Genomic DNA, 22,061 nt, shown 5'->3' with positions numbered 1-22,061 from the left:
CGAGGACAACAGGGGGGAGGCCCTGGAGGCAACGGGGGCCGAGGGCAGCCGGGGAGGCCGGGGCGTGCCGGTCGGCCCAGCCAGGCTCGAGCCGGGCGCGACACCGAAGTGCGAGGGTCTGCGGCGCCGTCCGCAGGCAATTTGTCGCCGACACCCGGGAGTTCCGTTGCGCGTCCTCGCCATCTCGAGCCCGTCAGCCACCCACTTCATGCCCGCCGTGCCCCTGATGTGGGCGCTGCGCTCCGCCGGACACGACGTCATGTTCCTCGGACAGCCGGACGTGGTGGGCATGGCACGGTCCGCCGGATTGCCCACCGTCAGCGAAGGGGTGCTCTTCGACGTCGACGAACTGTTCCTGGGGCTGCCCGAGGGCCGGCGCCCGATCGACATCGGGCTGGCTCAGCTGCCGCCCGGCGGCTGGACGGCCGCCGCGCTCGCCTGGGTGTTCCACGCGAAGTACCTGCTGGACCCCTACCTGGACTTCGCGCGGCGCTGGAAGCCGGATCTGATCGTCACCGATCCGCTGGAGTACGCGGGCCTGATCATCGGGGGCGTCCTCGGCGTGCCCACCGTGCACCACCGGTGGGGACCGGAGCCCATCTCCGCCGCGGGCCTTGAGCTGGCCCGCAAGCTGCTGCACGGGCGCGCGGTCCGGCACGGCCTGGCGGGGCTGCCCGATCCCGCCGTACTGCTGGACCCGTTCCCGGCGGAACTGGCGCTGCCGGACCAGCCGGCAGGGCGGCCGATCCGTCCCGTGGCCTTCAACGGCGGGGGAACGGTGCCCTCCTGGGTGTGGCGGGCGGACCGCGACCGGCGCCGGGTGTGCGTCTCCTTCGGCCGTTCCATCCTGTCGCTCAACGGCATGACCCTGATCCGCCACGTGGTCGACGCCTTCGACGGCCTGGACGGGGTCGAGGCCCTGGTGACGCTGGAACGCGAACAGCACCCGGCGCTCGGGCCGGTGCCGGAGAATGTGCGGCTGGTCGAACCGCTGCCCCTTCGGGAGGCGCTGGAGATCTCGGACGCGGTGGTGCACCACGGCGGGGGCGGTACGACACTCACGGCGGTGCTGGGCGGGCGGCCGCATCTGCTGCTGCCCCAGATCATGGACCAGCATGTGCGGTGCCGGCGGATGGAGGAGGCCGGCGTCGCGGTGCGGCTCGGGGACGCGGCGAGCCAGAACGACCCGGCCGTCATCCGCGAGGCGCTGACCGCCCTGCTGGCCAAGCCCGGGTACCGGGAGACCGCCCTCGCGCTGCGTGACCGGGTGCTCGAACTGCCCTCACCCGCCGACGTCGCACGCGACCTCGAGGACATAGCCGGGCACTGACCGGCCCGCGCCCGGACCCGCCGCGGTGGGCGGCGCCTTCGCGGGGGTCCGGGCGCCGGGCCGTGCTCAGGCGGCCGGACCGGCCGGCTGCCGCTGGGACTTCTCCTTGATGAACAGGGACAGTACGGACGGTACGAGAACCAGGAAGGCGGAGATGAAGAACACCAGGTTGGTGGCCTGGACGAAGGTGTGGACCGCGGAGGTGTGCTGCTCGGGGGCCAGCTTGGCGAGGACCGCGGTGTCCAGCTCGCCGTTGACGTTGGCGGCGCCCGCGCTGCCGGTGAGGTGCCCGGCGAGGAAACGCGTGACGACCGTGCTGAACAGCGTGAAGCCGAAGGCGGTGCCCAATTGCTGGCTGAAGCGCAGCGAGGTGGTGGCGATGCCGAGGTCGTCGAGTTCGACGTTGTTCTGCGTGAACAGCAGGGCGAGGCCGAGGGACTGGCCCAGCGCGATCCCGATCACCGCCATGCCGATCCCGATGAGGACGAAGTCGGTGTGGTCGCCCAGTCCGCTGAAGCAGAAGAGCACGGAGGACTGGATGATCCCCGACGCGGTGAGCAGGTACTTGAACTTCCCGAAGAGCCTGATGATCCAGCGTCCGACGAGTGCGGAGAGGATCAGACCGCAGGCCATGCACAGGGTGAGCAGCCCGGCCCGGCCGGGGCTCAGGCCGCGGCCGATCTGCAGATAGCCGCCGACGTAGAACAACCCGCCGGCCAAGGCCAGTCCGCCGATCAGGGAGATCGGCATCATGATGCGGAACATGGGGTTGCGCAGCAGCGCCAGCGAGACGAGCGGTTCCTCGGCGGTGACGACGCGCCAGACGAAGCCGCCCGTCAGAAGCGCTCCCACGACGAACAGCGTGAGCACGGTCGGGGAGTCCCACGCGTACTTCTTGCCTCCCCAGTCGGCGATCAGCAGTGCGGCGGCCGCGGCGCCCGCGATCAGAGCGGCGCCGATGAAGTCGACCTTGCGCCGCTGGGTGTTCCGCGGCAGCCGCAGCATCGTGGCGGCAATCACGAACGCGGCGATGCCGAACGGCAGGTTGATGTAGAAGACCCAGCGCCAGTTCAGCGAGTCCGAGACGAAGCCGCCGAGGGTCGGGCCCAGGGCCAGGCCCACACCGAACATGACGGCGCCGAAGGCCGTCTTCGACGAGGTGGCGCCCTCGAGGTCGTCGGCGTCGGACCGGAACAGCACGCCCATGATGATCAGCGCGACGGCGGTGAGGCCGCCGGCGCCGACGCCCTGAATCGTGCGGAACACGATCAGCTGGGGCATGGTCTGGGCGACGCCGCACAGGCACGATCCGACGAGGAAGGTGCCGAGCGAGAACAGGAAGACGGGCTTGGGCCCGTGGACGTCGGCCAGCTTTCCGTACAACGGGACCACGATGCAGTCCGCCAGGGCGTAACAGGTGGTGAGCCAGGGCAGCCGGGAGATCCCGTGGACGGGATCGAGGTCGGCGACCATCTTCCACGAGACCGCCGAGACGATGTTGACGTCGAGCAGGGCCAGCAGCAGTGAGGCCAGGCAGGCCAGGGCCACCAGCATCACCTGGTTCTTCCCCATGAGCATCCGTGAGCCGTCGTAGATCGGCCGCGGTCCTTGCTGTGCGTCCGCCGAGGACGGTTGTCCATCGAGTCCGAGCTGTGTCATGGCACGAGCGTAGGGCATTGACTTTAGTAACTCAATGAATATGTGGACTATAAAGCTTTGCTCTCTCAGGCCAACTCGGTAGGGTGCGGGCATGAGCGAGCGACTTGGCCTGCGGGAACGGAAGAAGCTGCGGACGCGCGAGGCGATCTCGGACGCGGCCGTGAAGCTCTTTCTCGAGCGGAGTTTCGACAGCGTCACCGTCGCGGAGATCGCCGAGGCCGCGGAGGTCTCCTCCATGACGGTCTTCAACCACTTCCCGGCCAAGGAGGACCTCGTCCTGTGCCGGATCGACGACCACTTCGGCGAGGCGCCGGCGATCGTCCGCGCCTGCGGTCCGGAGGACTCCCCGCTAAAGGCGCTGCTGCGGCACTTCCTGGCCGGCCTGGCGGACCGCAACCCCTCCACGGGCCTGTGCGACGAGCCGGGGTTCCTCGCCTTCCAGCGCATGATCATGCAGACGCCCAGCCTCAAGCTGCGGCTGGTGGACCAGTGGCTGGGCAGCCAGAGCGAACTCGCCGACGCGCTCTCCGGCCGGCTCGGCGAGGACCCGGCCGCGATCGTGCCGAGGATCGCGGCGATGCAGATCACCGCCGCGCAGCAGGCGCTCGTCTCGCGCAACCTCGAGCAGGTGCTCGCCGGCCGCGGCCTCGACACGGTTCACCCGGAGGCCGTGGCCGAGGCGGAACGCGCCTTCGGTCTGCTCGAACACGGGCTGGGCCGGTACGGACTCGGGCGTCCCATGGCTTGAACTGCCGTCCAGGAGTGCTCGAACGACGCTTGGTTGGGTGGCGTCCACCAGCGGCGAGCGAGTTGGAGGACTCCGGTGAAATACGACAAGGACATCCGTATCGCGGGTACCGGCGTCTGGCTGCCGCCGCTGACCCCGCTGCGGCAGGCGGTCGCGGCCGGCCTCGTCGGCGAGCACCACCAAGCGCTCGGCTACGAGTCGGTCGCCGTGGCCGACGACGAGGCCGGAGCCGACATGGCGGTCCGTGCCGCGCGCACCGCCGTGCGGCGCGCGGGACTCGACCCGGCCGCCTACGACCTCGTGCTGCATGCCAGCTCCTGGTTCCAGGGGCTGGACTGGTGGCCCGCCGCGGCCTACGTCGCCGGACGCAGCGTCAGCCACCGGGCCGTCGCCGTCGATGTGCAACAGCGTTCCAACGGCGGCCTCGCCGCCCTCCACCTGGCCGCCGGGCAGCTCCAGTCGGGCGCGGCGGCCACCGCGCTGCTGACCACGGGGGACCACTTCGCCCCGCCCATGATCGACCGCTGGGCGACGCAGTTCTACACGATCTACGGCGACGCCGGGACCGCTCTGGTGCTGTCCACCTCCGGCGGCTTCGCCCGGCTGCTGTCCAGCGCCGCACACGCGGACACCTCGCTGGAACCCTGGAGCCGGGCCGACAGCCCGCTGACCCTGGCACCCGGGCAGCAGACACCCGTGCCGGTGCTCCAGCGCTTCATCACCCACAGCCGCGCCCCCGAGTCGAAGGGCTCGTGGGAACGGCTGGCGGCCGCCATGTCACGGGCCCGCGACGAGGCGCTCGCCGACGCCAATCTCGCCCTCGCCGACATCGACCGGATCGTCGTCCCCCATGTCCACCGCGGCGACGGCCGTAGCGAGAACTACGACGCGCTGGGCTTCACCGAGAGGCAGAGCGTCTGGGAGTTCGGCCGGCGCGTCGGACACCTGGGCGCGGGGGACCAGTTCGCCGCCCTCAACCATCTCGTCGAGGACAAGGCGCTCGGCCCGGGCGACCGAGTGCTGGTCACCGGGGTGGGCGTGGGCTACAGCGTCACGGCGGCTGTCGTCGAGATCCTCGAGACGCCCTCGCTCTGACCTCGCGCGTTTCCCGCGTCCCGCCGCCGGTGCGCGTAGCCGACGTGGCTTCGACGGGCTCTCGAGACGGCCGACCCAGACTCGTCCCGCAGCCGTGGGCAATCGAATACCGGGGGCGATCAATGGAAATCCAGGAGGACGTCTACGTCCGTTCCGTGGGCAGCAGCCTGCCGCGGAGTGTCAGCGTGGACTGGGCCATCGAACAGGGCCTGTACGATCCGGCCGCCGTGGAGATGTGCCGGCTGACGGCGACGTCCGTGGCCGAGGACGTCACCCCGGCGGACATGACCGTCGAGGCGGCGCGCACGGCGCTGCGGCGCGCCGGGGCGGACTCCAAGGAACTCGACGCGCTCATCCATTCCAGCGTGTTCCCGCCCGGACCGGCAGGCTGGTCGCTCGCCGGATACACGCTGCGCGAACTGGGCGGCAGTGCCCCCGTGACCGAGCTGCGCACCGGGTGCTCGGCGATGCTCAGCGCGATGGAACTCACCATCGGCCTGCTGACCGGCGCGGCGCGGCACCGCTCGGTGCTGCTGACGGGAGCCGACGTCTTCGGGCCGTGGATCGACCGCTGGGGCTCGTACTCCTTCATCGGCGGGGACGGCGCCAGCGCCGCGCTGCTCGGCACCGAAGGCGGTTTCGCCAGGATCCGGTCCGTGAACTCCCGTACGCTGCCGCAGCTGGAGATGATGCAGCGGGGAGCCGAATCGCTGTTCCCCGCGCCGTCCGCGGGCCGCATCGACGAGCAGGGACGCCTGGACCACTTCGTCGAGAACGTGATGTCGACCGTGGAAGCGGCCTCCCTGATGGCGGCCAACCACGCCGAGCTGACCCGGCTGTCGGTGGCCGAGGCGGGCATCGGGATCGGCGACCTCACCAAGGTCGTCTTCCACAACATGTCCCGGTTCGTCGTGGAGCAGTTCGTGATGGCGCCGCTCGGGCTGCCGATGGAACGCTCGTGCTTCGACCTCGGCGCGGTGACCGGGCACCTCGGGGTCAGCGATCAGCTGGTCTCCCTCGAACGGCTGCTGCTCGACGGACAACTAGCCCCGGGGGACCATGTGTTGCTGCTCGGCGGGTCGGCCGGGTTCGCCACGGTCGCCATCGTGCTGGAGATCCTGGAGCGGCCCGACTGGGCGCGCGGGGTCTGAACCCCGCCGCACCCCCGCGGCGGGGCCCAGCGGTGCGTCCGGCCCGCCGGGCCGGACGCACCGGTGTCATGCCGTGACCGGCCGGCCGTACAGCTCGAGGCATTCCTCGTACGTCGGGAGCAGGTCCTTGGCGACGGCTTCCTCCACGGAGGGCGCGGCCTCGTCGCTCTCGGACATCACCGCAGGCCCGGTCAGGCCCCAGGGCAGCGCGAGCCCCGGGTCGAGGGCGCTGACGGTGTACACGGCGTCGGCCACGTAGGGCTGGGAGCAGTGGTAGTTCATGACGGTGTCGTCGTCCAGCGCGAGGAACGAGTGCCCGAGCCCCTCGGCGATGTACAGGCTGGTCAGGGTGCGGTGATCGAGCCAGACCACCTCGTGGCGGCCGAACGTCGGCGAGCCGACCCTGAGGTCCACCACGATGTCGAGGACCGCGCCGCGCAGACAGGTCACCAGCTTCGCCTGGCTGAACTCCCCCCGCACCCCGTGGATACCGCGCAGTACCCGGCGGTGCGAGACGGACAGATTGCTCTGCGCGATGGTGAAGTTCCGGCCCAGGGCCTCGGACAGCAGATCCTGGCGGAACGACTCGTAGAAGGTGCCTCGGCGGTCCGGGAATCCCCTCGGTGTGACGAGGAAGACGTCCGGCAGCGCCAGGTTGCGGATTTCCATGCTGCGAGACTCCATGCGCCGGACGGTAGGGCCCCGGTCTCAAGGCCCGTTGGAGTCCGGCGCCCGGCCCGTCCGGGGCGCGGGGTGCCTCGAGCCCGTCTCCACCCGTAAGCCAGCCGGCGCGAGCAAGGTTCCGCGCATGAGAATCCTCGTTACCGGAGGAGCCGGATTCATCGGCTCCGCCTATGTGCGCACCTTGCTCGACGGGGGGTATCCCGGCTGTGCGGAAGCCGAGGTGACCGTCCTCGACGCACTCACCTACGCCGGCAACACCGACAACCTTCCCCTGGGACGGCCGCGCCTCGATTTCGTGCGCGGGGACATCACCGACACGGAGCTGCTGCGGTCTGTCGTCCCCGGGCACGACTGGGTCGTGCACTTCGCCGCCGAGTCGCACGTGGACCGGTCGGTGCGCGGCGCCGCCGCGTTCGCGCGGACGAACGTCCTCGGCACCCAGAGTCTGCTGGACGCCTGTCTGGCGGCCGGCGTGGACCGCTTCGTACACGTCTCCACGGACGAGGTGTACGGCTCGATCGACCGCGGTTCCTGGACCGAGGACAGCCCGCTGCTGCCCAACTCCCCCTACGCCGCCTCGAAGGCGTCCAGCGATCTGATGGCCCGCGCCTACTGGCGCACCCATGGGCTGGACGTGCGGATCACCCGGTGCTCCAACAACTACGGGCCGTACCAGCATGTGGAGAAACTCGTCCCGCTGTTCGTCACACGGCTGCTGACGGGCGGGACCCTGCCGCTGTACGGGGACGGGACCAACGTCCGGGAGTGGATCCATGTCGAGGACCACTGCCGCGCCGTCCACCTGGTCCTGACCGGGGGCCGGGCCGGCGAGGTCTACAACATCGGCGGCGGCACCGCGCTGACCAACCGGCGGCTGACCGAGCTGCTGCTCGGGCTGTGCGACGCGGGCTGGGACCGGGTGCGGCACGTCGAGGACCGCAAGGGGCACGACCTGCGGTACGCCATCGACGACGCCAAGATCCGGGCGGAACTCGGCTGGCGCCCGCGGGTGTCCTTCGAGGAGGGGCTGAGCGGCGTCGTGGAGTGGTACCGCGCGAATCCCGCCTGGTGGAAGTCGCTGGAGGCGGCGCGATGAGCGACATCGAGCGGCTCGAGCGGTCGGCGCGCACCCCCGACAGCGCGGTGACGCCCAACGCCGAGTTCGACGCCTGGTTCACCGAGCAGCGCCGCACCAACCGCTACGCGGTCGACCGCATACCGTTCTCGCAGCTGGTCGGCTGGAACTTCCGCGACGACACCGGTGACCTGGTGCACGAGAGCGGGAGGTTCTTCTCGGTGGAGGGCCTGCGGGTGGACACCGCCTGGGAGGGCACGGAGCACTCCTGGACCCAGCCCATCATCAATCAGCCCGAGATCGGCATCCTGGGCATCCTCGTCAAGGAGTTCGACGGGGTGCTGCACTGCCTGATGCAGGCCAAGATGGAACCGGGCAACCTGGACACCGTGCAGCTGTCGCCCACGGTCCAGGCGACCCGCAGCAACTACACCGGGGTGCACCGCGGCGCCCCGGTCCGCTACCTCGAGTACTTCAAGCCACCGCGGCGCGGACGGGTGGTCCACGACTCCCTCCAGTCCGAACAGGGCTCGTGGTTCCTGCGCAAGCGCAACCGCAACATGGTGGTCGAGGCCGTCGGCGACGTCCCCGAGCACGAGGACTTCCGCTGGCTCACCATCGGCCAGATCCACCGGCTGCTCATGCGGGACAACGTGGTCAACATGGACGCGCGAACCGTCCTGTCGACCATCCCGCTCCTCGCGCACGAGCCGCGCTCGTACCATGCCGACGAAGAGCTGCTGAGCCTGCTGACCGAGATCAGGTCGGTGCGCGAGCTGCGGCAGCGCAGCGTCCCGCTCGCCCACGTCGAGCGCTGGTACCGCAAGGACGACGAGATCGGCCACGAGGACGGCCGGCACTTCACGATCGTCGCGGCCGCCGTACGCGCCGCGAACCGCGAGGTCGCCCAGTGGACCCAGCCGCTGCTGGCCCCCGTCGAGCAGGGCCTCGCGGCCTTCGTCGCCCGGGACATCGACGGCGTGCGCCATCTGCTGGCCCAGGTCAAGACGGAGGCCGGCGGGCTCGAGGTCGCCGAACTGGCACCCACCGTGCAGTGCCTGCCGGGTCACGCCCGCGCGCTGCCAAAGGCGCAGCGCCCCCGCCGGCTCGAGTCGGTCCTCGAACCGGGCGCCGGACGCGTCCTCTACGACTCCGTCCAGTCGGAGGAGGGCGGACGCTTCCACCACGCGGACGCCCGCTACCGCGTGGTCGAGATGGGTGAGGACTTCCCGGTCGAGGAGGAGCCCGGCTACCTGTGGGTGACGGTCCGGCAGCTCAGCTCCCTGCTGAGGCACTCGAACTACGTGAACATCCAGGCCCGGACCCTGCTGGCCGGACTGCGCGGCTCGGAAGGGGAAAAGGCTCATGACACACGGCGGGCGTAGGACCGTAGTGGTGCTCGGCGGCACCGGTTGGGTGGGGCGGCACGTCAGCGCCTCGTTCGCGGCCGAGGGCTATGACGTGGTCACCGTGGCGCGGGACCCCGGCAAACGGCTGCCGTACGCCCGTTTCGTGCCGCTCGACCTGACCGCCGAGCCGGTGGAGCGGATCGCCGAGACCCTGCGCGCCGAGCGGCCCGCCGTCGTGGTCAACGCGGCCGGCCGGCCGTGGGGCAGCAGCGAGGAGGTGATGCGCACCTCGCTCCTCAAGCTCGCCGAGCGGGTGCTGACCGCGCTCGCCTCTCTCCCCTTCCGGCCCCGGTTCGTCCAGGTGGGAACGGTCATGGAGTACGGGCCGACCGCGCCCGGCGTGCCGATCGGCGAGCACACCGAGCCGCGGCCGGCCGGTCCGTACGGGGAGATCAAACTGGCGGCCTCCACGGCCGTGCTCGAGGCCGCGCGCGCCGGCCGCCTCGACGCGGTCGTCGTACGGCTCGTGAACGTCGCGGGTCCCGGTACCGCCCCGGCCAGTCTGCTCGGCCGGGTCCTGGAGGAACTCCTCGCCGCGCGCGCGGAGAGCCGTGAGGCCGAACTGGTGCTCGCACCCCTGCGGGCCGAACGCGACTACATCGACATCAGGGACGCGGGCGATGCCGTACTGGCCGCCGCCCATGCCACGGTCGGCGGGCGGGCCGTCAATATCGGCAGCGGCAGCACGGTGCCCGTGCGCCGACTGGTCCGCCGGCTGATAGCCGTCAGCGGGGTGCCGACCAGGCTGGAGGAACGGGCACCGGACGTCGGTGGACCGGTTTCCCCCGGCGCGGGCGGCGACTGGCTCGCCATCGACCCGGAACCCGCGAGGCTGCACCTGGGCTGGAAGGCGCAGCGCCCCCTGGAAGGCGCGCTGAGCGACGACTGGCACGACCGCGTCCGCCGCTCCGGCCGCCTCTGACGCGACCCCTGCCGCGCACCGCCACCGCCCCGCACCAACCAGCACGCCGCACTCCACCACGCATCCGAGGAGGGACGTTCCATGAGGGTGCTGTTCCACACCGCCCCGATCCGCGCCCACACACTCCCACTGGTCCCGCTGGCCTGGGCGCTGCGCGCCGCCGGCCACGACGTGCTCTTCGCGTCGGCCGGCGAGGGCACCGTGGTGACCGAGGCCGGACTCTCCATGGTGGACATCGCACCGGGCTTCGACATCCGTCCGATGTTCATGCCGCTCTTCCGACGCCACCAGGGCCTCTACGAGTCCCGCGCCACCAGCCCGGCCGAGGCCGACACCATCGCCGAGATCTTCGGCACGGCCAACGGCGAACTGGCACCCGGCCTGGTCGAGGCCGCCCGGCGCTGGCGGCCGGACCTGATCGTGCACGACTCCAGTGCGACCGCGGGCGCGATGTGCGCGGCGCTGCTGGGCATCCCGGCGGTCCAGCACGATGTGTACCTGGAGAGCTCGCGCGGGCAGCGCGAGCGCATCGCCTCGTACATGACCGACACCTTCGAACGGTTCGGCGTCGCCGGGCTGCCCGCCGACCCGGTCGCCCTCCACATCACGCCGCCCAGCGTGGAGCCCGAGGGCCAGTACGGCTGGGCCATGCGCAACCTCTGCTACAGCGGCGGCGCCGAGCTGCCCGACTGGCTCACGGCGCCCAAGCAGCGGCCGACCGTCGCGGTCACCATGGGGCTCACCTGGGGTGAGATCGGCCCGGTCGAGCGGATCATCACGGCGGCCGGCGAGGTGGACGCCGACTTCGTGCTGGCGATCAGCGGCTACGACCTGTCCAAGTACGGGACGCTGCCGTCCAACGTCCGTGCGGCGGGCTGGATTCCGCTGTCGGACCTGCTGCCGCGGTGCACGGCCGTGATCCACCACGGCGGGGGCGGGACCTCCCTGACCTCGCTGGCGCTGGGGCTGCCCCAGCTCGTCTTCGCGGGCGGGATCGGCCACTACGCGGCGGCCGCGGCGATCGGCCGGCGTGGCGCCGGGATCTTCGCGGACGCCGACGCCATCGAGCCCGAACTCTTCCGCCGCTGGCTCAAGGACGACGCGATCCGGCGGGCGGCCGCCGAGGTGCGCGCCGAGGTGGCCGCGCTGCCCTCGCCGGGGGAGATCGCCGCCCGGCTCGGTGCCATGGTCGCCGGGGGAGGGGACGGCCGTGGCTGACCTTCCGGGCGGCGCAGACCGGCTGCGGGTCGGGGTGCTGGGCTGCGCGAGCATCGCCGAGCGCCGCATGCTCCCCTCGATGGCGCACGAGCCGCTGATCGAGATCACGGCCATCGCCAGCCGGGACGGCGACCGGGCCAAGGGCTTCGCCGCCCGGTTCGGCGGCGCACCGGTCGAGGGCTACGAACGGCTCCTGGAGCGCCCCGACGTCGACGCCGTCTATCTGCCGCTGCCACCCCAGCTGCACGCGCGGTGGACGATCCGGGCCCTGGAGGCGGGCAAGCACGTCCTGTGCGAGAAGCCCTTCGCCACCGGCCTCGCCGAGGCCGCGAGGGCGGTCGCCGCGGCCAGGGAGCGACGGCTGCTGCTGATGGAGAGCTTCATGTTCCTCCACCACCCCCAGCACGCCGCCGTGGCCAGGCTCGTCGCCGAGGGCGCCATCGGTGAACTCCGCCTGTTCGAAGGGTATTTCACCATTCCCCGGCTGCCCGCGGAGGCCGGCGCCCCGCCCCGGTACGCCAGCACCGTGCCGGAGGTGGCGGCCTATCCGCTGCGGGCCGCGCGGCTGTTCCTCGGGGACGGTCTGCGGGTCCGGGGCGCCGAGCTGCGCCGGGCGGAGCGGGGCGGGCCGGCCATCGCCGGGTCGGCCCTGCTGGTCTCGGAGCAGGGCGCAACGGCGCACCTCGCCTACGGCGTCGACCACTCCTACCGCAGCGGGTACGCGCTGTACGGCAGCGAGGGGCAGCTCCGCCTGGAGCGGGCCTACAGCACGCCCGACGAGCACCGTCCGGTGGTCCGGATCGAACGGCGCAGCGGTGTGCGGGAGATCGGACTCGAGCCCGCGCGCCAGTTCACGCGGATCGCCGGCGCGTTCGCCCGTACGATCCTCGGCGGCGGCGACCCGGTACCGCACGGCGAGGACATCCTGTGTCAGGCCGAGCTGGCCGACGCGGTGGACCGGGCCGCCGCGAACCACTCCTGAGCACGCGCCCTGCGGACCGAACGAGGTCATACGCAACCGGCGCCGCGGGACCGCTCGGGTCCGCGGCGCCGGGTATCGGCTGTCCGGCAGGTCCTCAGGGCCGGTGTGCCTGCCCGACGGGCGGCGAGGACAGGGACCCGCTGTGCGCCAGGGCGGGCGTCCGCAGCTCCGGGTGCGGGCGGGTGAGCAGGGCCCCGCCGGCCGGGGACGACCGGACCGGCCACGCGCCGTCCGAGGTGTCGCCGTTCAGCAGGTCGCGCTGAAGGCGCTGCAACCGCTCGGAGGGCCGGATACCGAGCTCACGGTCCAGCACCTTCCAGAGCGACTGGTACGCCTGGAGCGCCTCACCACGCCGGCCGACCTCCTGGAGGGCCATGATGAGCTGGGCGTGGAACCACTCGTTGAGCGGATAGTCGACCACCAGCGAGCGGAGTTCGGGAATCAGTTCACGGTGCGCCCCGAGTTCCAGATCCACCTGGCAGCACAACTCCAGGGTGGTGATGCGCAGTTCCTCCAGGTGCACGATGTGCCCTTCGAGCAGCCGGCCGCTGCACACGTCGGCGAGGGTGCGCCCGCGCCACAGGGACAGGGCCTCGCGGAGCGTGCGGGACGCCTCCTCCAGGTACCCGCCCGCGAGTTGTTTCCGTCCCTTTGCCACCAGGCGCTCGAAAACCTGTGAGTCCAGCTCGCCCTGCTCGACGTGCAGGCAGTAGCCGGGTGACTGGCTCACCAGAAGCCGCTCCGAGGCGTTCTCGCCGAGCACACGGGTGAAGAGTTTCCGCAGTTGGTAAATGTACGTCTGCATGGTTGTCATCGAACTGGGCGGAGGATTCTCGCTCCACAGTTCGTCGATGACCGCCGCAGTGTCCACCACCTGGTTTGCGCGGAACAATAGAAGGGCCAGTGTGCGCCGGGTCTTGGGTGCCGTGGGGGTGCACACAAGGTCCTCGTGCGCGATCCTCATGGGTCCCAGTACCTTGAATTCCATTGAGCCCCCGAACTCTCGATGGTTTCGCGGAGATATGGCCTCCGGGGGACACTCTTGTTCGCCGCCTACGGGAAAGACAAGGGGGTGTGTGTCGAAGGATGTAGCGTCCCGGTCCCGGGGGCCTGGAGCGTCTCGAGTTCGCCCATTCTGATCGGCATGCGGTGCCAAGTGTGACGTACGCGTGCCAAGTCGGTCGTGGTAGCGGTATCGTCCCGATGGGATCGGCGAGACTAGATCCCCATGGTAAGAGTTCCTGACCCACTTCCTGAAGAGACGGCAAAGTTTTGGTAAGCGTGACGTCATCTTTTTGAATCTGGGTTGACTTGCGGCACGTCACGGGGGTGGCCAAGTGTCAAGTGTCGGCAGTGTGAAATCTGACGGAAATGCCCCGATACGCCTGCTTCTCCTCGAAGGGGGAAGTGTTTACCTGGCCGGATTGATTTCCATTCTTGGCTGTGAGTCGGGTGTGGAGATCGTGGCCCAATGCGAGAATCTGATAGAGGCCCTCAAGGTTCTTCCGCAGACGCTGCCGGACGTGGTATTAGTCGGCGTCGAGCGCGTAACCCGCCAGACGGAACGGCATATCGCGATTCTGCTCGATGCCATGCCGCGGGGGCAGGTGGTGGTTCTGGGGTATGACGACGATTCGTCGGTCAGACAAAGGCTGGTACGTCTCGGAGTGCGGGCCTACCTTTCCAAGGCGGTCCCCTTTCGGTATCTCGTGTCGGTCGTCTCCATGGCGCACTTCTATGAACTCCACTCGACCCAGGAGCGGTCTTCGGGAGAAGCCGCCGGAGATGATCACCCGATGGTCCTGTCGGAGCGCGAGCGGGAAATCGTGGCTCTGGTCGCACAGGCCATGACGAATGCCCAGATCGGGCGTGAGCTCCAAATCGCCGAGGGGACCGTGAAAAGGCATCTCAGTAATGTGTTCACCAAGCTCCATGCGGTGTCGCGCATCGACGCGGTGAACAAGGCGGCCGCGGCCCGTCTCATCGACGGGCACCAGCTCGTCGACGGAGGCACCGCCCCGGCGAGATGACCGGTGTGCGGGGCGTGAACGGCCGGACACCGTACGGCCGTTCACGCCCCTGTACGGCCACCCGGCTCAGCCGGGCCAGCCGCCGGCCACCTCGATCACGTACTGGCCGTACTGGGAACCGCCCATTTTCTCGCCCAGCCGGCGGCAGGCGTCGGCGTCGATGTAGCCCATGTGCAGGGCGATCTCCTCGATGCAGGCGATCCGCACGTGCTGCCGGCTCTCCAGGGTGTGCACGTACTGACTGGCGGCCAGCAGCGACTCCGGCGTACCGGTGTCCAGCCAGGTGAAGCCCCGCCCCAGATCCACCAGCCGGGCACGCCCCTGGGCCAGGTACGCCAGATTGACGTCCGTGATCTCCAGTTCGCCGCGCGCGGACGGCCGGATGTTCTTGGCTATGTCGACCACGTCATTGTCGTAGAAGTAGAGCCCGGTGATGGCCCGGTTGGACTTCGGGACGTTCGGCTTCTCCTCGATCGACACCAGCCGGCCCTCGGGGTCCACCTCGCCCACCCCGTAGCGCTGCGGGTCGTTCACGATGTAGCCGAACAGCGCGCACCCCTCCAGGTCGCGTGCCGTCTCCTGGAGCAGCGCGGAGAAGCCCGGCCCGTGGAAGATGTTGTCGCCCAGCGCGAGGGCCACCGAGTCCGGGCCGATGTGCTCGGAGCCGATGAGGAACGCCTCGGCGAGCCCGTTGGGACGGTCCTGCTGCGCGTAGCTGATGTTCAGGCCCAGCGAGCCCCCGTCACCCAGCAGGCGCCGGAACTGCGGCAGATCGGGCGGTGACGAGATGACGAGGATGTCCCTGATGCCGGCGAGCATCAGGGTCGCCAGCGGGTAGTACACCGTGGGCTTGTCGTAGACGGGGATGAGCTGCTTGGAGACCGCGAGCGAGGTTGGATAGAGTCGCGTTCCGCTCCCGCCCGCGAGCACGATTCCTTTCATGTCCGGTGCCCCTGACCGTGGTTGAGGGTTTTGCCTACGGCACCCATCACACGTGCCGGGTCTCGTGACCACCTCGTGCCGCGGTGGAGGCCGCCCGTGACGCCGCCCGGCCGCGGCCCTTCCACCGAACGTAGACGCGCTCTTGAGCACCCCTCGCCACGCTGGCTGCGAGCAGGCCGGCCCGGTCACCCGGTGACACGTCCGGTCACGCACCCATGGGAGGTAGACATGCCGAGCGACACCAGGGCGCTCATACTGGAGTCGGTGCGCAAGTATCACCAAGAGGTCTCGCAGCGACCGGAGTTCGTGCCCGGAGTGACCCCGGTGTGGCCGTCCGGCGCCTCGCTCGTCGAGGAGGACCGGGTGGCGCTGGTCGAGGCGGCGCTGGACATGCGGATCGCGGCGGGCGTGACGTCACGGAAGTTCGAGCGGAAGTTCGCCCGCGCGCTGGGCCTGCGCAAGGCGCACCTGACCAACTCGGGCTCCTCCGCCAACCTTCTGGCCCTGTCGTCCCTGACCTCACCGCAGCTCGAGGACCGCAGGCTGCGGCCGGGGGACGAGGTCATCACCGTCGCGGCCGGATTCCCGACCACCATCAACCCCATCCTGCAGGCGGGGATGGTGCCCGTCTTCGTCGACGTGGAGCTGGGCACCTACAACACCACGCCTGACCGGATCAGGGAGGCCATCGGCCCCCGGACCCGCGCGATCATGATCGCGCACGCGCTGGGCAATCCGTACGAGGTCGAGGAGGTCGCCTCCCTCGCGGAGGAGCACGGGCTGTTCCTGATCGAGGACAACTGCGACGCCGTCGGGTCCACCTACCGCGGCCGGCTCACCGGCACCTTCGGCGACTTCGCCACGGTCAGCTTCTATCCGGCGCACCACATCACCACCGGCGAGGGCGGTTGCGTCCTCACCGACAACCTCGTGCTGGCCCGCATCGTGGAGTCCATGCGCGACTGGGGCCGGGACTGCTGGTGCGAGCCCGGCGAGGACGACACCTGCCGCAAGCGGTACGCGTACCAGCTGGGTGACCTGCCGCCGCGGTACGACCACAAGTACACGTTCTCGCACGTGGGTTACAACCTGAAGGGCACGGACCTGCAGGCGGCGCTCGGGCTCAGCCAGCTCAGCAGGCTCGACGAGTTCGGCGCCGCCCGGCGCCGCAACTGGCGCCGACTGCACGAGGGGCTGGCCGACACCCCGGGGCTGCTGCTGCCCAGGGCGACGCCCGGCAGCGACCCGAGCTGGTTCGGCTTCGCCCTCACCGTCCTGCCCGAGGCCCCCTTCGAACGGTACGACCTGCTGCGTTTCCTGGAGGCGCGGAAGATCGGCACGCGCCTGCTGTTCGCGGGCAACATCACCCGGCACCCCGGATACCTCGACCAGACGTTCCGGATCGTGGGCGACCTGGCCAACAGCGACGTCATCACCGAGCGGACCTTCTGGATCGGCGTCTATCCGGGACTGACCGGCGAGATGGTGGACTATGTCGCCGAGTCCATCAGGGAGTTCGTGGCCGGGCGCGGCTGAGCCGCGTGAGCACGGGGAGGCCGCCTCCCCGTGCTCACGGTTCGCTCACAGCACCAGATCGATCCCGTACCCGGCGAGCCACTCGTTGAGCCACAGCGCCATCTCCAGCCCGCCCCGGTCGTACGGGCGGCTGACGTCCCGGACGGAGCGGCCCAGACAGCGCCTCACCCGGTCCATGTCCAGCAGGGGCAGCACGGGTGAGGACGGATCCGCCACGATCTCCGCCAGCTCCGCGCGCAGTGCCCGCTCGTAGGCGGGGTCCTGGGTCGCGGGATACGGCGTCTTGACCCGGCCGACGACCGACGCCGGCAGCAGATCGGCCGTGGCGGCCCGCAGCAGGCTCTTCTCCCTGCCGTCGAAACTCTTCATCTCCCACGGCACGTTGAAGACGTACTCCACCAGCCGGTGGTCACAGAACGGCACGCGCACCTCGAGGCCGACCGCCATGCTCATCCGGTCCTTGCGGTCGAGCAGCGTCTGCACGAACCGCGTGAGGTTGAGATGGCTGACCTCCCGCATCCGCCGTGCCCGCCCGGTCTCCCCGGGCAGCCGGGGCACCTCGGCCAGCGCCTGGTCGTAACGCGCGGCCCGCCGGCCCGGCACGTCGAGCTTCTCCACGAGTCCCGAATCGAGCAGCCCGAGTCCGCCGAAGTAGCGCGCGGACCCCGCGGTCAGCCAGGGAAACGTCTCCGCGTCCAGTGCCCGGGGGTTGCGGAACCACTGGTAGCCGCCGAACAGTTCGTCCGCCGACTCGCCCGACAGGGCCACGGTCGACCGCTCCCGCACCGCCTTGAAGAGCAGGTAGAGCGAGGGCCACATGTCGCCCCAGTAGGCCGGCGGCAGATCGGTCGCCGCGAGCACCGCCCGCCGTACGGCGGGCGAGGTGAGCTCGGCGCTGTCGATGACCACCTCGGTGTGCTCGGCACCGACGTGCCGGGCCATCTCCCGGGCGAACGGGGTGTCCGGGGACGCGCGCACCGCGTCCCCGGCGAAGCGTTCCGGTGCCCCCGCGAAGTCGACCGCGAAGGAGCGCACGGGACCGCGGCCCTCCGCTTCCAGAGCCCGCGCGGTGAGCGCGGTGACCGCCGAGGAGTCCAGGCCCCCCGACAGCAGCGTGCACAGGGGTACGTCGGCGACGACCTGGCCCGCCACCGTGTCCTCCAGCAGCCGGCGCACCGTGGCGATCGTGGTGTCCAGGTCGTCGGTGTGCTCATGCGACCGGAGCGCCCAGTAGCGGTGCCGGGTGGTCCCGCCCGCCCGGACCCGCAGCAGCTCGCCGGGGCGCACCTCGTGCATCCCCGTGTACACCGCCTGGCCGGGCGTCCTGACCATGTCGAGGACCTCGTACAGGCCGTCGGCGTCCACGCGGCGGGACACCGCGGGGTGGGCGAGGATCGCCTTCGGTTCCGAGCCGAAGATCACCCCGCCCGGGGTCGGCCAGTAGTAGAGCGGCTTGACCCCCATCCGGTCGCGCACCAGCAGCAGTTCCGCCCGGTCCGGGTCCCACACGGCGAAGGCGAACATGCCGGTGAGCCGCTCGGGCAGCCGCTCGCCCCACTGCAGATAGCCCCGCAGGACGACCTCGGTGTCGCTCGCCGTGCGGAACACATGCCCGTGGCCCTCCAGCTCCCGCCGCAGCTCCCGGAAGTTGTAGACCTCCCCGCAGAAGCTCAGGCAGGCCAGGGTGCGTCCGGAGGCGTCCGCCACCATGGGCTGGACGCCTCCTTCGAGGTCGATGACGGACAGCCGGCGGTGGCCGAGCACCGCGTGGCGGTCTCCCCACATACCCTCGGCGTCCGGGCCGCGGCAGGCGAGCGTGCCGGTCATCGCCCGGACGATGTCGAGGTGCTGTGGAAGCTCCGACCGGAAGTCCACCCAGCCGCTGATTCCGCACACGGGATCAGACCTTTCCGGAGGCGGGCTCGGCGATGTGGCCGTTGACCAGGTCCAGCATCAGCCGCGGGGTCAGCTCCTGGGAGACGATGTCGTCGGGCAGGGTGACGCCCACGATCTGCTGGATGCCGATGACGGTGTTCAGGAGGGCGAGCGAGTCGTAGCCGAGGTCGTCGAACGGGACGTCCAGGATGTCGCCCTCCAGGTTGACGTCCTCGTCCTCTCCAGCGCTCTCGCGCAGAACCCGGACGAGGTCGTTGAGCGTGAACTCGGACATGTCTCTCCTTCTTGTCGCCGCGCCCGGCGGTGCGGAGCGCGGGGGTGTGGGATGTACCGGCCCGCGGGCCGTGCGGACGGCCCGCCGGAGTTCGGGTGGGGCGGGGCGTCCGGATCAGTCCGCCCGGCGGAGCACCAGCGCGGAGTTGTGGCCGCCGTAACCGCGGGCCAGGACCAGCGCGTGCCGCAGCGACGCCGTACGGGGCTCCCCTGTCACGAGGTCGATCGCGTCGGCGTGGGCCGGGCGGTCGATGCCCACCGTGGGCGGGATGACGCCGTCCCGCAGGCCGAGCAGCGCGGTGGCCACGTCGAGCGCGCCCCCGCCGGCCAGCAGCCGACCGGTCATGGTCTTGGGCGCGGTCACGGGCACCGCCCGTGCTCCGAACACCGCCGCCAGCGTGTCGGCCTCGATCCGGTCCAGCTCCGGGACCCCCGCGGCGTCGGCGTACACGACGTCGATGTCACCGGGCCGCAACGACGCCTCTGCCAGGGCGAGTTCGATGGACCGGGCGAGGCCCGGCGGGCGCCCGGAACCGGGCCTCGGGTCGAAGGTCGCGGCGTACCCGACGACCGCGCCGTACGGCGTGGCACCGCGTGCCCGCGCCGTACCGGGGTCCTCCAGGGTGAGGATCGCCCCGCCCTCGCCGGGCACATGGCCGGCCGCGTCGTGGTCGAAGGGCACATAGGCGCGGCGCGGATCCCGCACGGTCGTGAGCCGTCCCGACCGGGTCATGCACAGCCAGCCCCAGGGGCACATGGCACTGTCGACACCGCCCGTGACCATGTAGGACGTGCCGTCGCGCACATGGCGGCGCGCCTTGGCCACCGCGTCCAGCCCGCCGGCCTGCTCGGCGACCAGGGTCGCGCTGGCCCCGCGCATGTTGTGCCGGATGGAGATCTGGCCCGTGTTGACCGGGTAGAACCACGCGAACGACTGATAGGCGCTGACATGGCTGCCGCCCCGGCTCCACAGCGCCTGGAGTTCGCGCTGCCCGAACTCGAAGCCGCCGCCCGACGCGGCGGTGACCACACCGGACGCGTAGGGCACGAGGTCCGCCGGGGCGACGCCGCTGTCGGCGAGGGCGGCGTCCGCCGCCACCAACGCCAGCCTGGTCATGCGATCCGTCTGCGGCAGCAGCCGGCCGGGCAGCGACTTCTTCGCGTCGAACCCCTTGACCTCGCCCGCGAGCCGAGCCGGATACCCGTCCGGGTCGAACAGGGTGATCCGGTCGATACCGCTCTCGCCCCGCAGCAGCGCGCTCCAGTACCCCTCGGTGGTCAGGCCGTTGGCGGCGATGACGCCGATGCCCGTGACCACCGGCGGCCGCCCGGACGACCGGGGCCCGTCCTGCTTCCGGCCCCCGGTGCCGGTCACCACCGGCGCCGTCACGCCGCGCTCCCCTCGGGCTTGGTGAGCACGATGGCGCTCTGGAAGCCGCCGAAGCCGCTGGCGACGCTGAGCACGACATCGGTGTTCTGCTCCCGGGCGACCAACGGCACATAGTCGAGATCGCAGTCGGGATCCGGTTCGTGGAGATTGGCGGTCGGCGGGATGACGGAGTGTTCGATGGCCAGAGCGCTCGCGGCGACCTCCAGGGAGCAGATCGCGCCCAGCGAGTGCCCGATCATCGACTTGATGGAGCTGACCGGCGCGCGGTACGCGTGCTCGCCGAGAGCCCGCTTGAACGCGGCCGTCTCGTGCAGGTCGTTCTGCTTGGTGGCCGAGCCGTGGGCGTTGACGTAGTCGATCTCCGACGGGTCGATCCGGGCCAGGTCCATCGCCTGCCCGATCGCCGCCGCCAGTTCGGCGCCGTCCGAGCGCAGCCCGGTCATGCTGTACGCGTTGGAGCGGGTCGCGTGCCCGGACACCTCGGCGTACATGTGCGCGCCGCGCCGCAGGGCGTGCTCCAGTTCCTCCATGACGAATATGGCCGCTCCCTCACCGAGTACGAAGCCGTTGCGTGTGCGGTCGAAGGGCCTGGAGGCGGTCTCCGGGCTGTCGTTGCGGGGGCTGGTCGCCTTGATGGCGTCGAAACAGGCCACGGTGATGGGGGAGATCGCGGCGTCCGACGCGCCACTGATCATGACGTCCGCGGCACCGTCCCGGATGAGGTCGGCCGCGTGCCCCACCACATCGATCCCGGAGGTGCAGCCGGTGGACAGCACGCCCACCGGCCCCTGCGCGTCGGCCAGCCAGGCCAGCTCGGCCGCCATGGAGGAGGGCAGGAAGTAGTCGTAGAGATAGGGCGAGCCGTGTGCGGCGTCCACCTGCCAGATGCGGCCCTCGTCGCTGACCACCGCGTACTCACGGTCGAGGCTGGTGGTCATGCCGCACGCGGTGCCGACCATCACCCCGGTGCGGTACGCGTCGAACTCGCCCAGGGCGCCGCTGTCGGCCAGCGCCTCCCGGGCGGCGACCACTGCGAACTGGGTGGTCCGGTCCCACTTGCGGATCTCCCGTCGGCTGAGCCCCGAGCGCACGGGGTCGAAGTCGACCTCGGCGGCCACGCGCGAACGGAAGTCGGCCGCGTTGAACAGCGAAATGGTGCGGGTGGCCGTGCGCCCGGCGGTCAGCAGTTCCCAGTACTGCTTGGTACCGATGCCGCCGGGAGCGACCACACCGATGCCGGTGATCACCACACGTCGGTCATCGCGTCTCGCTGACACAGAATCCCCCTTGGTCGCCGTCGGTGACCGGCGCTCCCCGGATGAGCGGACAGGGCCGGATGGCCTCAGCATCCGGACGGCCACTCGAGCCGATCTGGAAGAACGATGGATCCATTCGCTCTCGAGCGCCGCCGGTCACAGTGGTCCCCGCACATTCGCGCGGGAGGGCTGGGAAGGGAGGCAGCGGTGCGCGAGGAACACCGGCTGACGGTCTGGCGGGTACTGGCCGTGGGCCTGATGGGCGCGGGGATGTCCCATTGGACGGACCACTGCGTGTGGGCGGCGCTGTTCGACGAGTGGCACGACGAAGTCCGTCCCGGGAGCCCCTCGCCGTACGCCGGACGAACGTGGAGGGCGGGCGAGACCAGGGCGGGCCTCGCCCCGGACGGCGCCCCGCGGGACGGATGACACCGCCCCCGGGCGCCGTACGCCGGCAGCGTGCCG

At 70.8% G+C, this 22,061-nt stretch carries 20 protein-coding genes; 12 read left to right on the top strand and 8 right to left on the bottom strand.

All coding sequences use genetic code 11. The features are described from left to right. The first annotated feature begins 208 nt into the window (after positions 1–208). The gene (locus GHR20_RS13775; RefSeq protein ID WP_243878020.1) at positions 209–1,330 is read left to right on the top strand and encodes a nucleotide disphospho-sugar-binding domain-containing protein; all 1,122 of its coding nucleotides are present in this window, start codon (positions 209–211) and stop codon (positions 1,328–1,330) included. Positions 1,331–1,396: 66 nt separating this feature from the next. Here GHR20_RS13775 and GHR20_RS13770 read toward each other — a convergent pair whose 3' ends face one another. Beyond that, positions 1,397–2,989: an MFS transporter gene (locus GHR20_RS13770; protein ID WP_202440045.1), complete on the bottom strand. Its 1,593-nt coding sequence runs from the start codon at positions 2,987–2,989 to the stop codon at positions 1,397–1,399. A 91-nt stretch (positions 2,990–3,080) separates the two neighbouring features. On the opposite strand from GHR20_RS13770, the gene GHR20_RS13765 reads away from it, so the two are divergent. From GHR20_RS13765 to GHR20_RS13755, 3 genes are all read left to right on the top strand, one after another. Next, positions 3,081–3,737: a TetR/AcrR family transcriptional regulator gene (locus GHR20_RS13765; protein WP_153813331.1), complete on the top strand. Its 657-nt coding sequence runs from the start codon at positions 3,081–3,083 to the stop codon at positions 3,735–3,737. Between the two features lie 75 nt (positions 3,738–3,812). Beyond that, complete coding sequence (locus GHR20_RS13760) at positions 3,813–4,832, top strand: ketoacyl-ACP synthase III family protein (RefSeq protein WP_153813330.1); 1,020 nt, start codon at positions 3,813–3,815, stop codon at positions 4,830–4,832. A gap of 122 nt (positions 4,833–4,954) precedes the next feature. Further along, positions 4,955–5,983, top strand: coding sequence for a ketoacyl-ACP synthase III family protein (locus GHR20_RS13755; protein ID WP_153813329.1), 1,029 nt, complete (start codon positions 4,955–4,957; stop codon positions 5,981–5,983). A 66-nt stretch (positions 5,984–6,049) separates the two neighbouring features. Here GHR20_RS13755 and rfbC read toward each other — a convergent pair whose 3' ends face one another. Next, positions 6,050–6,652, bottom strand: a complete 603-nt coding sequence (gene rfbC, locus GHR20_RS13750; RefSeq protein ID WP_153815969.1) for a dTDP-4-dehydrorhamnose 3,5-epimerase — start codon at positions 6,650–6,652, stop codon at positions 6,050–6,052. A gap of 139 nt (positions 6,653–6,791) precedes the next feature. Here rfbC and rfbB point away from each other — a divergent pair, with 139 nt between their 5' ends. From rfbB to GHR20_RS13725, 5 genes are all read left to right on the top strand, one after another. Continuing rightward, positions 6,792–7,763: a dTDP-glucose 4,6-dehydratase gene (rfbB, locus tag GHR20_RS13745; RefSeq protein WP_111586524.1), complete on the top strand. Its 972-nt coding sequence runs from the start codon at positions 6,792–6,794 to the stop codon at positions 7,761–7,763. Continuing rightward, the gene (locus tag GHR20_RS13740; protein ID WP_153813328.1) at positions 7,760–9,127 is read left to right on the top strand and encodes an NDP-hexose 2,3-dehydratase family protein; all 1,368 of its coding nucleotides are present in this window, start codon (positions 7,760–7,762) and stop codon (positions 9,125–9,127) included. Before rfbB ends, GHR20_RS13740 begins: the two co-directional genes overlap by 4 nt. A 10-nt stretch (positions 9,128–9,137) precedes the next feature. Beyond that, the gene (locus GHR20_RS13735; protein WP_243878019.1) at positions 9,138–10,073 is read left to right on the top strand and encodes an NAD-dependent epimerase/dehydratase; all 936 of its coding nucleotides are present in this window, start codon (positions 9,138–9,140) and stop codon (positions 10,071–10,073) included. An 81-nt stretch (positions 10,074–10,154) separates the two neighbouring features. Continuing rightward, positions 10,155–11,291 (top strand): nucleotide disphospho-sugar-binding domain-containing protein, encoded by a 1,137-nt coding sequence (locus tag GHR20_RS13730; RefSeq protein WP_153813326.1) that lies wholly within the window; start codon positions 10,155–10,157, stop codon positions 11,289–11,291. After that, positions 11,284–12,273, top strand: coding sequence for a Gfo/Idh/MocA family oxidoreductase (locus tag GHR20_RS13725; protein WP_243878018.1), 990 nt, complete (start codon positions 11,284–11,286; stop codon positions 12,271–12,273). The genes GHR20_RS13730 and GHR20_RS13725 overlap by 8 nt, the downstream gene beginning before the upstream one ends. 94 nt (positions 12,274–12,367) lie before the next feature. On the opposite strand, the gene GHR20_RS13720 is transcribed toward GHR20_RS13725, so the two are convergent. Further along, positions 12,368–13,237 carry an AfsR/SARP family transcriptional regulator gene (locus tag GHR20_RS13720; RefSeq protein WP_243878017.1) on the bottom strand — a complete coding sequence of 290 codons (870 nt, stop codon included), beginning with the start codon at positions 13,235–13,237 and terminating at the stop codon, positions 12,368–12,370. Between the two features lie 391 nt (positions 13,238–13,628). On the opposite strand from GHR20_RS13720, the gene GHR20_RS13715 reads away from it, so the two are divergent. After that, positions 13,629–14,303, top strand: a complete 675-nt coding sequence (locus tag GHR20_RS13715) for a response regulator transcription factor (RefSeq protein WP_187279317.1) — start codon at positions 13,629–13,631, stop codon at positions 14,301–14,303. Between the two features lie 66 nt (positions 14,304–14,369). Here GHR20_RS13715 and rfbA read toward each other — a convergent pair whose 3' ends face one another. Beyond that, positions 14,370–15,245 carry a glucose-1-phosphate thymidylyltransferase RfbA gene (rfbA, locus tag GHR20_RS13710; protein WP_111586530.1) on the bottom strand — a complete coding sequence of 292 codons (876 nt, stop codon included), beginning with the start codon at positions 15,243–15,245 and terminating at the stop codon, positions 14,370–14,372. A gap of 228 nt (positions 15,246–15,473) precedes the next feature. Here rfbA and rfbH point away from each other — a divergent pair, with 228 nt between their 5' ends. Further along, positions 15,474–16,781, top strand: coding sequence for a lipopolysaccharide biosynthesis protein RfbH (gene rfbH / locus GHR20_RS13705; protein ID WP_153813324.1), 1,308 nt, complete (start codon positions 15,474–15,476; stop codon positions 16,779–16,781). A 45-nt stretch (positions 16,782–16,826) separates the two neighbouring features. Here the strand turns inward: rfbH and asnB are convergent, their stop codons facing one another. From asnB to GHR20_RS13685, 4 genes are all read right to left on the bottom strand, one after another. Beyond that, positions 16,827–18,677: an asparagine synthase (glutamine-hydrolyzing) gene (gene asnB / locus GHR20_RS13700; RefSeq protein WP_153813323.1), complete on the bottom strand. Its 1,851-nt coding sequence runs from the start codon at positions 18,675–18,677 to the stop codon at positions 16,827–16,829. Positions 18,678–18,681: 4 nt separating this feature from the next. Then, positions 18,682–18,951 (bottom strand): acyl carrier protein, encoded by a 270-nt coding sequence (locus GHR20_RS13695; protein ID WP_111586533.1) that lies wholly within the window; start codon positions 18,949–18,951, stop codon positions 18,682–18,684. Between the two features lie 114 nt (positions 18,952–19,065). Next, the gene (locus GHR20_RS13690) at positions 19,066–20,268 is read right to left on the bottom strand and encodes a ketosynthase chain-length factor (RefSeq protein ID WP_275549810.1); all 1,203 of its coding nucleotides are present in this window, start codon (positions 20,266–20,268) and stop codon (positions 19,066–19,068) included. A 68-nt stretch (positions 20,269–20,336) separates the two neighbouring features. Beyond that, entirely contained in the window at positions 20,337–21,590 is a 1,254-nt protein-coding gene (locus tag GHR20_RS13685) for a beta-ketoacyl-[acyl-carrier-protein] synthase family protein (RefSeq protein ID WP_275549647.1), read from the bottom strand. 213 nt (positions 21,591–21,803) lie between these two features. Between GHR20_RS13685 and GHR20_RS13680 the strand changes: the two genes are divergently transcribed. Next, on the top strand, positions 21,804–22,025 hold the full coding sequence (locus tag GHR20_RS13680) for a hypothetical protein (RefSeq protein WP_153813322.1): 222 nt from the start codon (positions 21,804–21,806) through the stop codon (positions 22,023–22,025). Positions 22,026–22,061 lie beyond the last annotated feature (36 nt).

This window comes from Streptomyces sp. SUK 48, assembly GCF_009650765.1.
In the GTDB taxonomy this organism is placed as follows: Bacteria; Actinomycetota; Actinomycetes; order Streptomycetales; family Streptomycetaceae; genus Streptomyces.
This window is presented reverse-complemented; position numbering and strand designations above follow the sequence as displayed.

Coding starts and splice junctions, on each gene's coding strand:
- GHR20_RS13775 (WP_243878020.1), top strand. CDS start 209: ATGCCCGCCGTGCCCCTGATGTGGGCGCTGCGCTCCGCCGGACACGAC.
- GHR20_RS13770 (WP_202440045.1), bottom strand. CDS start 2,989: ATGACACAGCTCGGACTCGATGGACAACCGTCCTCGGCGGACGCACAG.
- GHR20_RS13765 (WP_153813331.1), top strand. CDS start 3,081: ATGAGCGAGCGACTTGGCCTGCGGGAACGGAAGAAGCTGCGGACGCGC.
- GHR20_RS13755 (WP_153813329.1), top strand. CDS start 4,955: ATGGAAATCCAGGAGGACGTCTACGTCCGTTCCGTGGGCAGCAGCCTG.
- rfbC (WP_153815969.1), bottom strand. CDS start 6,652: ATGGAAATCCGCAACCTGGCGCTGCCGGACGTCTTCCTCGTCACACCG.
- rfbB (WP_111586524.1), top strand. CDS start 6,792: ATGAGAATCCTCGTTACCGGAGGAGCCGGATTCATCGGCTCCGCCTAT.
- GHR20_RS13740 (WP_153813328.1), top strand. CDS start 7,760: ATGAGCGACATCGAGCGGCTCGAGCGGTCGGCGCGCACCCCCGACAGC.
- GHR20_RS13730 (WP_153813326.1), top strand. CDS start 10,155: ATGAGGGTGCTGTTCCACACCGCCCCGATCCGCGCCCACACACTCCCA.
- GHR20_RS13720 (WP_243878017.1), bottom strand. CDS start 13,237: ATGAGGATCGCGCACGAGGACCTTGTGTGCACCCCCACGGCACCCAAG.
- rfbA (WP_111586530.1), bottom strand. CDS start 15,245: ATGAAAGGAATCGTGCTCGCGGGCGGGAGCGGAACGCGACTCTATCCA.
- rfbH (WP_153813324.1), top strand. CDS start 15,474: ATGCCGAGCGACACCAGGGCGCTCATACTGGAGTCGGTGCGCAAGTAT.
- GHR20_RS13695 (WP_111586533.1), bottom strand. CDS start 18,951: ATGTCCGAGTTCACGCTCAACGACCTCGTCCGGGTTCTGCGCGAGAGC.